Raw genomic sequence first — 11913 nt, 5'->3', positions numbered from 1 at the left:
GGTGCAGGATTTCCTTGCGGCCATAGGCCTGGTCCTCGTTGTCGAGGGCCTGGTCTATGGCGGCTTTCCCGGCCTTGCCAAACGTCTTGCCGGCGAAGTGCTGTCGACGCCGGAAATTGCGCTGCGCATCGTCGGGCTGGTGGCGATCGCCATCGGCGTCGGCATCGTCTGGTTGGTGCGTGGCTGAGGACCGCTGATCTGCAATTCCAGGAAAGTGTGAGCGGTTTTCCGTCCGGAATTGCGTAAAAGCAAAGGGATTGAACGGTTCGCCGTTTCCGCGAAACGGCGAACCGCTCTAAGGTGTAACGGAGGATTTATCCTCCTGATGTGGCCATAGCCGCAAACGTGCCGTATTTCTTGCCAACATGACGCGACGCGGCGTTTTGCCGAAGCGCTTTTTCTTTTCAGATTCCGGGAGGCTTTCGATGACATCCAACACCCTTCTGCGCGCGGCGCGGCGGACGTTCATCGCAGGTGCTGCGGCACTTATGGTCGGCGCGCTTGCCGTTCCGGCTTTCGTGACGCCGACGGTGGCCGCGGACGGACCGGCTTCGGTTGCCGACCTCGCCGAAGGCCTGCTCGGTGCGGTGGTCAACATCTCGACCTCGCAGACCGTGAAGGGCACGGAAGGTCCGGGCGCGGTGCCGATGCCGCAGCTGCCGGAGGGTTCGCCGTTCCAGGATTTCTTCGACGACTTCTTCAAGAACCGTGGCGGCGACAAGGATGGCGGCGCGCAAAAGGTGCAGTCGCTGGGCTCCGGCTTCGTAGTCGACGCCGAGCAAGGCATTGTCGTCACCAACAACCACGTCATCGCCGATGCAGACGATATCGAGGTGAATTTCTCCGACGGCGTGACGCTGAAGGCGACGCTGGTCGGCACCGACACCAAGACCGACGTGGCGGTGCTCAAGGTCGACCCGAAGGGCCACAAGCTGACGGCGGTGAAATTCGGCGATTCCAACAAGATGCGCGTCGGCGACTGGGTGATGGCGATCGGCAATCCGTTCGGCCTTGGCGGCACGGTGACGGTCGGCATCGTCTCGGCCCGCAACCGCGACATCAATTCCGGCCCCTACGACGACTTCATCCAGACCGACGCCGCCATCAACCGCGGCAATTCCGGCGGGCCGCTGTTCAACAGCCTGGGCGAGGTCATCGGTATCAACACGGCGATCATCTCGCCGTCGGGCGGCTCGATCGGCATCGGTTTCTCCATCCCCTCGCAGCTTGCCTCGGGCGTCGTCGACCAGCTGCGCCAGTTCGGCGAGACCCGTCGCGGCTGGCTCGGCGTGCGCATCCAGCCGGTGACCGACGACATCGCCGAGAGCCTCGGCATGGCGACCGCCAAGGGCGCGCTGGTGGCCGGCGTCATCAAGGGCGGACCGGTCGACAACGGCACAATTCTCGCCGGCGACGTCATCATCAAGTTCGATGGCAAGGACATCCATGAAATGCGCGACCTGCCGCGCGTCGTGGCGGAAAGCCCGGTCGGCAAGGCGGTCGACGTGATCATCGTGCGCAAGGGCGTCGAGCAGACGGTGAAGGTGACGCTCGGCCGGCTTGAGGACGGCGAGAAGGTCGCTGCCGGTGAGGACGGCACTACCGATGAGGACAAGGGCGGCGACAAGGCGCCCGCGGTCTCCACGGCCTCGGTGCTCGGCATGACCGTCGGCGAGCTCAATGACGACACACGGAAAAAATTCGGCATCGCGGCCGACGTCTCCGGCGTCGTCATCACCGACGTCACCAAGGATTCGGCCGCCGCCGAGCGCGGCATCCAGGCCGGCGAGGTGATCACCGAAATCGCCCAGGAATCGGTCGCGACCCCGAAGGACGTGATGGACCGGATCGGCGCGCTGAAGGAGCAGGGCCGCAAGAATGCGCTCTTGATGCTGGCGTCCAAGACAGGCGAGTTGCGCTTCGTGACGATCCGGATGGATTGAGTCCGGAAAGCCCCATAACCGATTGTCTTCAGGGAAAGGGCGGCTAGCGAGCCGCCCTTTTTCGTGCCTGCCAGTCCGTGCGCGACAGTTTGTAGAGGACATGCCGCTTGAGGTGCGGGTGGCTGTCAGGGATGGATGGGTGATCGAAATCGCGAGCCGGGTCAGGGCTCATGCCAAGACGCTCCATGACGGCCGTCGAGCGGCGGTTGGCCGCGACGGCGAAGGAGACGATCTCGTCGCGGTCAAGCGTTTCGAAGCCAAAGGCGAGCCAGGCTTCGGAGGCCTCCGTGACATAGCCCTTGCGCCAGAATTCCGGCGCCAACCGCCAGCCGATCTCGATCGTATCGGAAGGCAGGGACGGCACGTGATCGGTCTTTAAGAGACCGACGAAGCCGATGCATTCCCCAGTCGCGGCGATCTCGGCGGCGGCAAAACCAAAGCCGTCCTCGGCGATCCAGCCCCGAAACTCGTCCATCTTGGCATCCGTCTCGGCGCGGTCGCGGCGGAACGGAAAGAATTCCATCACCCGCTCGTCCGAATTGATGCGGTGGAAGAGTTCGCGATCGCGGTCTTCCCAGTTGCGCAGGATGAGGCGCTCGGTGCGCATCGGTTTCATTGGGCGAACTCTTCCTGGCGGTAGCCCTGGAGATAAAGCAGCGCGGTGAGATCGCCATGGTCGATGCGGACCTTGGCTTCGGCAGCAACGGCCGGCTTGGCGTGGAGCGCGACACCGGTGCCGGCCAGGCGGATCATGTCGAGGTCGTTGGCGCCGTCGCCGACCGCAATCGCATCGAATGGCGTCAGGCCGAGGCGGGCCGAGATATCGTTCAGCGCATCGGCCTTGGCGGCGCGGCCGAGGATCGGCTCGGCGACCAGGCCGGCAAAGCGCCCGTTCTCCTCGATCAGGCGGTTGGCACGGTTTTCCTCGAAGCCGAGCATGGCGGCGACACGGCTGGTGAAGACGTCGAAGCCGCCGGAGACAAGCGCCGTCCAGGCGCCATTGGCGCGCATCGTCTGCACCAGAGCGCGGCCGCCCGACGCCAGCGTCAGGCGGTTCGCGATGATGCGGTCGACGACGGCGGCATCGAGGCCTTTCAGCAGCGCCACGCGTTCACGCAGCGCCGGCTCGAAAGCGATCTCGCCGTTCATCGAGCGTGCGGTGATGGCGGCGACGCGGTCCTTGACGCCGATCTCGTCGGCGAGTTCGTCGATGCATTCCTGGTCGATCATGGTTGAATCCATATCGGCAAGCAGGATTGTCTTGCGGCGGCTTTCGGCCTGCTGAACGATCACGTCGACCGGCTCTGAACCAAGTGCTGTGCGCAAGGCCGCACTTGCCTCAGCGGCTTCTGCCCCCTCGGGCAACACCAGATCGCAGGCGACGCCTTCGCCCAGCCAGCGAACAGCGCTTGCGCCGACCGACCGTGAGGCCATATTCGCAAGCGAGGCCGACATCGCGCGGCGGACGGGGTGAGACACAAGCGTGGCAATGAGCGGCATCGAGACTTCCAAGCAGCTAGGCGAGGGCGGGCAGGCGGGCGAGGGCCGCGTGAAGAACGCGATCCTGATAGCCGGGCCGACCGCCAGCGGCAAGTCGGCGCTGGCGCTCGATCTCGCCGAACGCAAGGGCGGTGTCATCGTCAACACCGATTCCATGCAAGGCTACTCGGTGCTCGACGTGCTGACGGCGCGGCCGAATGCCGCCGATCTCGCCCGCGCGCCGCACTTTCTCTATGGCCACGTGCATCCCTCGACCGCCTATTCCACCGGCGCCTGGCTGCGCGACGTGATGAAGCTGATCGATGACGGCACGCTTGCCCGGCGACCCGATGGCGCCGGCTTCGAACGTCCGGTGATTTTCGTCGGGGGCACCGGGCTCTATTTTCGCGCACTTGCCGAGGGCATTTCGGAAATGCCCGACATTCCGCAGCAGGTACGCGACCGCTGGCGCTACGAGTTAAAGGAGCAAGGCGCAGCCAAGCTGCACCGCATCCTGATGCATGAAGATTCGGCGGTCGCCATGCAGCTGAAGCCGACCGACGGCCAGCGCATCGTGCGGGCGCTGGAGGTGCTCGACGCATCCGGCCGCTCCATCCTAGAATGGCAGGCAGCGCGCGGCCGGCCGCTGATCGACCGCGACAGCGCTCGGTTCTTCGTTATCGAGCCGGACCGCGCCCCCCTTGTCGAGCGGATCGAAACAAGGTTCGACCGCATGCTCGATCTCGGCGCGCTCGATGAGGTCAAACGGCTTGCGGCGCTTGGCCTCGATCCCGACCTGCCGGCGATGAAGGCGATCGGCGTTCGCGAACTTTCGGCTGCCATGGCGGGTGACATCAGCTTTCCTCAGGCCATCGCGCGCTGCAAGGCAGCGACGCGGCAATATGCCAAACGGCAAACGACGTGGTTTCGCCATCAGCTGGGACCGGAATGGCTGAGATTGCAGCCCGGCGACGGCCTGCAAGCCGTGATTTGATTTTCGTGCTGCTGATACAATTAAAGAAACAGAAGTAGGAATGAACATTCCCGCTCCGGTTGTCTGGATTAACCGTCCGTAAGGCGCCGGCATGCCATAGATCCGGGGGGTACTTTTCCAACGGGGAGCAGATGCGTTTCCACAAGGCGGAATCCGCATTTTTCGTCTTTATTTTCGTGATCCTGGCCGCAGGCCTGGTGACGCTTTATGCCTATGGTCAATTGCAGTCCATCGCGGTCGGTCACGATGCGACGTCCCGGGTCGAGAGGATCGCCTATCTCAACACGCTGCTGTTTGTCACCGGGGTGCTGCTGGCGACAGCGCTGTTCTTCGGCGTGTTCTTCATCTACCCGCTGATTCGTAGGCAGGCCACGGAAGAGGGCAAGCTGCGCGCCATGACGGTTTCGCTCAGCGCCCGCTCGGAAACGCTGCAACATGCGGCATTGACCGACGGCCTTACCGGCATGCAGAACCGGCGCTATTTCGATGATGCGCTGAAGGAATATCTCGAGGAATTCCGCCGCATCGAAAAGCCCGTCGGGCTCATGATCCTCGACCTCGATCATTTCAAGCAGGTCAACGACACGCATGGCCACGATGTCGGCGACGAGGTGCTTAGGGCAGTCGCCAATTGCCTCAAAGGCATGACGCGCTACCACGATGTGGTGGCGCGGCTTGGGGGCGAGGAGTTCGCCGTCGTTACGCCCAACATGGATGCGGAGTTGTTGGGGAAGTTCGCCGAACGCATCCGCAAAGCGATTGCCAACATGTCGGTGCTGTCGGGCAATGTCCGCCTCAAGATCACCACCAGCGTCGGACTAGCCGTCTGGGATCGGAAGGAAACCGCCGAGGAATTCTACCGCCGCGCCGACCGCCAGCTCTACGAGGCGAAGAGGCAAGGCCGCAACCGCGTCTGCGCCTGAAATCCCGGCATTAAATTCGTGAGGCTGGCCGTTTGATGCCGTCTTCTGCGCTTCCGGCCTTCGCCGGCCGAAGCACTCATGAGGTGGTGGCGGCAGCTATGGCTACGGCCGGCGTAGGCCGGTGCTCACGGACTCAATGTCCGCTCCGCTCCGGTTCTCGAGGTCGACACCGACCGACTCAGCCTGACGAATTTTCTGGCGTGATTTACCCAAGCTGGCTGACGAAGCTGATCTCGGAAGTTGACGCGGCTTGCCGGTGGCCAGAAGGGTGTGCAGGCTAATCGTTCTGCGGGCGCATGCCGAAGGTTGTGGGCTTGAGGCCGTAGCGCAGGTCGAAATCGTCGTCCGGCTGGACGCGCTGGGCGGTCGCCGGCTTGCGGTAATCGGGATCGCCGGCCTGGCGGCCGGAATCCACTGCTTCGGCGAAGGCCATCTGCTGCTGCGGTTTCGGGACGTTGCGCAGCCGCTCGACGATGGCGGCGAGATCGACGTCGTTGCCGTCCTGCGAGAACTCGTCCTGCTCTCGCTTGGCGGTGCCGGGGATCAGGTTCTCCGCCAGTTTTTCGAACTTCAGCCGCATGGTCGTCGCCACGCCTTCACCGAAGGCGATGGCTTCGCGCTGGCCCATGGAGGACAGGAAGGCCAGCGTCGAGGCGGAGGAATCGGCGATCGCCGAGCGGATGATCGCCTGGTCCTGCTCATTGGCCAGCCGCATTGCGAAGAAGGTCGAGCATTGCGACAGGATGGTCGGATCGAGTTCACCCGGGCGCTGGGTGACGACGCCGAGATAGCAGCCATATTTGCGGCCTTCCTTGGCGATGCGCGACAGTGCATGCCTTGTCGGGGCGAAGCCAAGGCGTGGATCGGCCGGCATATAGCGGTGTGCTTCCTCGCACAGCAGCAAGAGCTTCAGCCGGCCCTCGCTCCACAGCGCAAGGTCGAAGGCGAGCCGAGCCAGCACAGAACAGACGGAGTTGACCACTTCGGACGGCATGCCGGCCATCTCGAAGCAGGTCACCGGGCGGCCATGATGCGGCACACGGAAAATATTGCCGATCGTCTCGTGGATCGTGTCCTCGATCAGCCGCGAATTGAACATGAAGCGATAGCGCGGGTCGGACGCGGCGGACTCGATGCGCGTCTTCAGCGATTTCAGCGTCGGGCGGTCGTTCTTGCTTTCCAAGAGGCCCATGCGCTCGTCGATCTGCTTGATGAGATCGACCATGCGGTAGGGCACCGGCGTGTCGGCGGTCAGCGCATCGCTGCCGCGGCGCACGTAAGAGCCTGAACTCGGATTGCGATAGAGGTTCTTGGCGGCGGGGATCAGGTCGCGCAGGACATCGACTTCTTCCGGCACGACCTCTCGGCCGCGAAACAGCACTTCGGCGAATTCTTCAAGCCTGAACATCCAGAACGGCAGGTCAAGCGTCTTGGAATCGACCCGGACGCAGAACTCAGGCAGGGACGCCGCGAATTCATTGTGCGGATCGAGAATGAGGATTCGCAGATCGGGCCGGGCGGCGATCGATTTGCGCAGCAGCAGCGAGATGGCGGTGGATTTGCCGACGCCGGTTGTGCCGACAACGGCAAAATGGCGCGCCAGCGTGTCGTCGATAGCGATGTTGGCGTCGATCGACTCATCCTGCGACAGCGTACCGATGGTGATCGAATGACGCCCGGCGAGATCGTAGATCGCCTGCAGATCACGGGTACGGATGCGGTGCGCTATGGCGCCGATATGAGGATAGGTGGTGATGCCGCGGTCGAACACCGGTTTGGCCCCCGGTTCGGCGCCGTCGCGCACTTCGCCGATCAGCTCGACGCTGACCTCGATGGGGTTTTGTCCCTCATTGCTCCAGGCGCGATCCGACTTGCCGATTTCGTAGACCAGACCAACGGTGCGCGATGTCCCGAGATTGATGGAGATCATCTTGCCGACGGTCCACAGGCCGGTGACCGCGCCTTCGATGTCGTCGGCATAGGCGCTGATGGTGGCGCGCGCACCGTCGCACTGCACGACGTTGCCGAGAATGCGCTTGTCGCTCTGCTCTGCGCGGCGGCGCTCCTGCGAGGTCGGTTCGCCGACGGAGGCTTCGCGCTCGACAAACATACGATCCGATCCCCATTCCCGTGGAGCCTGGATCCTACACAGACGGGGTTAAGGTGGCGTGATGCGGGATGGTGTAGCAGCGGTTAACCCGTCAGCGAAAATTCAACCGGCCGACCTCTTTTCCGAATCCAAATATTCGATATATTGGACGAATGACTGATATAGCGAATGACATGTCGGCCACGATAGGCAGACGAATCCACGCCGAAAGAGCCTTGCGGGACTGGTCGTTGGCCGACCTGGCGAACCGCTCCGGCGTCTCCAAAGCCATGCTCAGCACTATCGAGCGCGGCATGACCAGCCCGACGGCCGCGCTGCTGGTGCGCATCGCCGCTGCTTTCGGCATGACGCTGTCGACGCTGATAGCACGCGCCGAGCAGCAAGGTGGCGGCCTGCTGCGCGAGAGTGAGCAGCCGGTTTGGCGCGACCCCGGTACGGGCTATGTCCGTCGGCATCTGTCGCCGGTTTCAGACACGCCGCTCGAATTGATCCGGGTGCAACTGCCGGCTGGCGCCAGTGTGAGTTTCCCGGCGGCGTCCTATGCCTTCATCAAGCAGCAGATGTGGCTGATCTCCGGGCGGCTCGAATTCACCGAGGGTGATATGGTGCATAGTCTCGAGCCCGGCGACTGCCTGGCGCTCGGCGCGCCGTCGGACTGCACGTTCCATGCCGTCGGGCAGCTGCCCGCCGACTATCTGGTCGCGCTGGTCAGGGGCTGAAATCGTGGCAAGACGTCCCAAGCGCTCCGACAATGGCGGACCGCCGCTCGATGATTACAAGGGGCCGCCATGGGGCAAGGGCGATCCCTACATCTTCCTGGCCTGGCAGGCAGCGCATGCCAAGGCGTGGAAGGCGCCAAGCCGTGACGTGATGCTGATGCGCATGGAAAAGGCCGAGCGGCTTGGCCTGACCTATGAGGAATACACGCTCGAAATCCTCGAACGCGGGCTGCATCTGCAGCCGAAAGACACCGATCGCATCGCCGCGATCAAGGCGAGACGAAAACGGCGCCGCGTCGCGCGTCTGGATTAGCAAGGGAAGGTGCCGGCATGAGTTCCATCGAAATCAGGTCGCTGACTGCTGAAACGCGCGGCATGCTGGCCGACCTCCTGATCGAGACGGTGGCGGCCGGCGGCTCCGTCAGCTTCATGCATCCCTTATCCAGGCAATCGGCGGAGGCCTTCTGGGGCAACTCGTTGGTGGCAGCAGAGAGAGGTGAAAGAGCGGTGCTGGGTGCATGGAAGGGCGAGGTTCTGGTCGGCACCGTGACCGTGCTGCTCGACTTTCCTGATAATCAGCCGCACCGGGCCGAGATCGCCAAGCTGATGACCCGCGTCGAACACCGCGGCAAACGCATAGCGAGCCGGCTGATGCGGGCGGCCGAAACGCTCGCCGTCGAGAAAGGCCGCACGCTTCTGGTGCTGGACACCGCAACCGAGGAGGGCGCTTCCGGCCTTTACGAAAAACTCGGCTTCACGCTCACTGGCGAAATACCGGACTTTGCCTTGAAACCCCATGGCGGGCTGACCGGCACGCTCATCTACTGGAAGCGCATCGGCGGCGCTACCTAACCCTTGTGATGAACCTCTTGCAGCGCGTAGACCGGCGTCGCGATGCCTTCCATGCGCGCCTTCAGCTGCAGCGCCAGGAACTGGGAATAGTGGCGTGACTGGTGCAAATTGCCGCCATGGAACCACAGCGCCTCCTGCTGCGTCGGCTTCCACATGTTGCGCAGCTCGCCTTCCCAGGGGCCTGGGTCCTTGGTGGTGTTGGAGCCGAGGCCCCAGCATTTGCCGACCTTGTCTGCGACCTCCCGTGAGATCAAATCGGCCGCCCAGCCATTCATCGAGCCATAGCCGGTGGCGTAGACGATGAGATCGGCCGGCAGTTCCGATCCATCGCTGAGCAGGACCGAATGCTCCTTGATCTCCTTCACGTCGACACCGCTTTTCAGCTTGATCGACCCGTCGATGATCAGGTCGGATGCGCCGACATCGATGTAATAGCCCGAGCCGCGCCGCAGATATTTCATGAACAGGCCGGAGCCGTCATCGCCCCAGTCAAGCATGAAGCCGGCCTTTTCCAGGCCCTTGTAGAATTTGTCGTCGCGCTTCTTCATCTCGGCATAGGCCGGGATCTGGAATTCGTGCAGGATCTTGTAGGGCAGGGAGGCGAAGACGAGGTCAGCCTTGGCGGTGGTCATGCCGCTCGCGACCGCCTTTTCCGAATAGAGCGAGCCCAGCCCGATCTCCATCAGCGTGTCGGACTTGACGATATGCGTGGTCGAGCGCTGCACCATGGTGACATCAGCGCCGGCTTCCCAAAGGGCTGCGGCGATGTCGTGGGCGGAGTTGTTCGAGCCGATGACGACGGCTTGTCTGCCGACATAGGCATCGGGTCCCGGATGCTTCGAGGAGTGATGCTGGTCGCCCTTGAATGTGTCCATGCCCTTGAAGTTCGGCATGTTGGCCTTGCCGGATTGCCCCGTGGCCAGCACCAATTGTTTCGGCTTCAGCGTGATGTCCTTGCCGTCGCGGCGCACCACCACCGTCCATTCCTTCTTCCCTTCGTCATAGACAGCGCTCATGGCCTCGGTCGACGACCAGTAGTTCAGCTCCATTACCTTGGCGTACATTTCCAGCCAGTCGCCGATCTTGTCCTTGGGCGCGAAGACCGGCCAGTTCCTGGGAAAGTCGATATAGGGCAGATGGTCGTACCAGACCGGATCGTGCAGGCAGAGCGATTTGTAGCGCTTGCGCCAGCTGTCGCCGGCCCGTTCGTTCTTCTCGACGATGACGGTCGGCACGCCGAGCTGCCGCAGCCGCGCGCCGAGCGCGATGCCGCCCTGGCCGCCGCCAATGATGAGCGTATAGGGCTGCGTCTTGAAGCCGAGCTCGGCGGCTTCCTTCTCGCGCTCCTCCTTCCAGGTCGGGCGGTTCTTGCCATGGCCGTGCTTGGCGCCGAGCGGGCGGTCGAAACCGGCCGGCTCCTCATGGCCCTTGAGCTCGACCATGGTGGTGAGCAGCGTCCAGATCTTGCCGTCCTTCAGCCGGATGTGGCCCAAGCCGCGCGCGACAGACGTTTCGAAACTGATCCAGCCGTCGAGCACGCCGTCGCTTTCCGTGGCATCCTCGCCCCTGGCGATCGCCCAGTTCGACGGTTTGGTCCTGGCCAACTGGCTGACCAGCATGTCGCGCACCTGATCGCGGCCTTCCATCGTCTTGATGTTCCAGGTGAAGGTGACGAGATCGCGCCAGTAACAATCCTCCTGGAAGCAGGCGACCGCCTTGTCGATGTCGCCGGCGGCGAGTGCCGCGCCGAAGCGATCGAGCAGGTCGGAAAGCTTCTTGTTGGGGGCCTTGTCGAGCATTGAATTTCCTCCGCGATTTTTCCTGGCCGCCCGTAGCGAGCGGAACCCTGCCGAAGCTTGACGTCCGGCCTGGCGCAGTATCGCGGCAAATTATGCGCCGCGTCACGTCGTCCAATAGTTTGCCGCGTATTCAGGGGCTTATCGGGAAATCGGGACGCCGAAGACCGTTGCGAACCAGCGGCGGACCGCTTCCTCGGCCGGGCTCAGATGCGCGCCCGAAGGTGCGGTCAGATAGTGGCCGGCACCGCTCGACAGCGTAAAGCCGGACAGGGTGACGAGAGATCCTTCGCGCAGTGCCGCGTCGGCCAACGGTCGCGATCCCAGCACCATGCCGGCGCCGTGCTTCGCCGCCTCCAGTGCGGTAACGAAACTGTCGAATTTGTGCGTCGGCCCCAGCGCCGGCTTCATCCGGGCGACGGCGAACCACTCGCCCCACATTTCCCGCGCGCCGACCACTGTAAGTCTCGGCAATCCTGTCCAATCCTTGGCCTTGGCGAGATGCGGCGACGCCATCGGCGTCAAGGTTTCGCGGGTCAGGCGGTCGGCCTGCCGTCCGGCAAAAGAGCCGGAGCCAATGCCGAATCGGATGTCGAGACCCACAAAGCGCTCGCCATAATCGGCCGGTGTGTGGATGGTCTCGATCTGCAGCTGGACGAAGGGCAGGTCCTTGGCCATTTGCGGCAGCTTCGGCGCGATCATCAGCACGGCAAACGAGATCGGCGAGCGTATCGTCACGCTCTGGACGGTCTTGGGTTCAAACAGCTCGCGCGTGCTGTTGGCGATCACGGCGAAGGCCGATTGCAGATGCGGCAGGTAGGCGGCACCCTCCGGCGTCAGTTCGACGCCGCGCGCCAGGCGGATGAACAGCGGCTGCTTCAACCGCTCTTCGAGAGAACGGATGTGCTGGCTGACCGCAGCCTGGGTCAGGCCAAGCTCGGCCGCGGCGGCGGTGAAATTCGACAGCCGAGCGGCGGCCTCGAAACTGCGCAGCCAGTCGAGCGGGGGCAAGGGCAGGGTTGTTTCAGTCATAAACCGTTTAGGGCCTTTGGCTGCAAAATGATAATTTGAGTTATGCCTTCGACATCATCACGATG

At 63.4% G+C, this 11913-nt stretch carries 12 protein-coding genes; 7 read left to right on the top strand and 5 right to left on the bottom strand.

Going from position 1 to position 11913, the window contains the following annotated elements:
• The first annotated feature begins 1 nt into the window (after nt 1).
• Both X727_RS156970 and X727_RS156975 read left to right on the top strand, forming a co-directional pair.
• Nucleotides 2-187 carry a DUF2065 family protein gene (locus X727_RS156970; protein ID WP_023668333.1) on the top strand — a complete coding sequence of 62 codons (186 nt, stop codon included), beginning with the start codon at nt 2-4 and terminating at the stop codon, nt 185-187.
• Nucleotides 188-425: 238 nt separating this feature from the next.
• Nucleotides 426-1943, top strand: a complete 1518-nt coding sequence (locus X727_RS156975; protein WP_023682088.1) for a DegQ family serine endoprotease — start codon at nt 426-428, stop codon at nt 1941-1943.
• Between the two features lie 43 nt (nt 1944-1986).
• On the opposite strand, the gene X727_RS156980 is transcribed toward X727_RS156975, so the two are convergent.
• Entirely contained in the window at nt 1987-2559 is a 573-nt protein-coding gene (locus X727_RS156980) for a GNAT family N-acetyltransferase (RefSeq protein WP_023744631.1), read from the bottom strand.
• On the bottom strand, nt 2556-3443 hold the full coding sequence (gene serB / locus X727_RS156985) for a phosphoserine phosphatase SerB (RefSeq protein ID WP_023725332.1): 888 nt from the start codon (nt 3441-3443) through the stop codon (nt 2556-2558). Before serB ends, X727_RS156980 begins: the two co-directional genes overlap by 4 nt.
• On the opposite strand from serB, the gene miaA reads away from it, so the two are divergent.
• Nucleotides 3433-4416, top strand: coding sequence for a tRNA (adenosine(37)-N6)-dimethylallyltransferase MiaA (gene miaA / locus X727_RS156990; protein ID WP_023833887.1), 984 nt, complete (start codon nt 3433-3435; stop codon nt 4414-4416). The genes serB and miaA overlap by 11 nt on opposite strands.
• A gap of 131 nt (nt 4417-4547) precedes the next feature.
• Nucleotides 4548-5339, top strand: a complete 792-nt coding sequence (locus X727_RS156995; protein ID WP_023744633.1) for a GGDEF domain-containing protein — start codon at nt 4548-4550, stop codon at nt 5337-5339.
• 277 nt (nt 5340-5616) lie between these two features.
• Here X727_RS156995 and X727_RS157000 read toward each other — a convergent pair whose 3' ends face one another.
• Nucleotides 5617-7449, bottom strand: a complete 1833-nt coding sequence (locus X727_RS157000) for an ATP-binding protein (RefSeq protein ID WP_023833886.1) — start codon at nt 7447-7449, stop codon at nt 5617-5619.
• 152 nt (nt 7450-7601) lie between these two features.
• Here X727_RS157000 and X727_RS157005 point away from each other — a divergent pair, with 152 nt between their 5' ends.
• From X727_RS157005 to X727_RS157015, 3 genes are read left to right on the top strand one after another with little or no spacing between them, the layout of a single operon-like run.
• Nucleotides 7602-8168, top strand: coding sequence for an XRE family transcriptional regulator (locus X727_RS157005; protein ID WP_023705521.1), 567 nt, complete (start codon nt 7602-7604; stop codon nt 8166-8168).
• A gap of 4 nt (nt 8169-8172) precedes the next feature.
• Nucleotides 8173-8481, top strand: a complete 309-nt coding sequence (locus X727_RS157010; RefSeq protein WP_023682084.1) for a hypothetical protein — start codon at nt 8173-8175, stop codon at nt 8479-8481.
• A gap of 17 nt (nt 8482-8498) precedes the next feature.
• The gene (locus X727_RS157015) at nt 8499-9020 is read left to right on the top strand and encodes a GNAT family N-acetyltransferase (protein ID WP_023833885.1); all 522 of its coding nucleotides are present in this window, start codon (nt 8499-8501) and stop codon (nt 9018-9020) included.
• Here the strand turns inward: X727_RS157015 and X727_RS157020 are convergent.
• Together X727_RS157020 and X727_RS157025 are read right to left on the bottom strand one after the other, a co-directional pair.
• The gene (locus tag X727_RS157020; protein WP_023744636.1) at nt 9017-10819 is read right to left on the bottom strand and encodes an NAD(P)/FAD-dependent oxidoreductase; all 1803 of its coding nucleotides are present in this window, start codon (nt 10817-10819) and stop codon (nt 9017-9019) included. The genes X727_RS157015 and X727_RS157020 overlap by 4 nt on opposite strands.
• 138 nt (nt 10820-10957) lie before the next feature.
• Nucleotides 10958-11848 (bottom strand): LysR family transcriptional regulator, encoded by an 891-nt coding sequence (locus tag X727_RS157025; protein WP_023744637.1) that lies wholly within the window; start codon nt 11846-11848, stop codon nt 10958-10960.
• Nucleotides 11849-11913 lie beyond the last annotated feature (65 nt).

This window comes from Mesorhizobium sp. L103C105A0 (assembly GCF_000502215.1).
In the GTDB taxonomy this organism is placed as follows: Bacteria; Pseudomonadota; Alphaproteobacteria; order Rhizobiales; family Rhizobiaceae; genus Mesorhizobium.
This window is presented reverse-complemented; position numbering and strand designations above follow the sequence as displayed.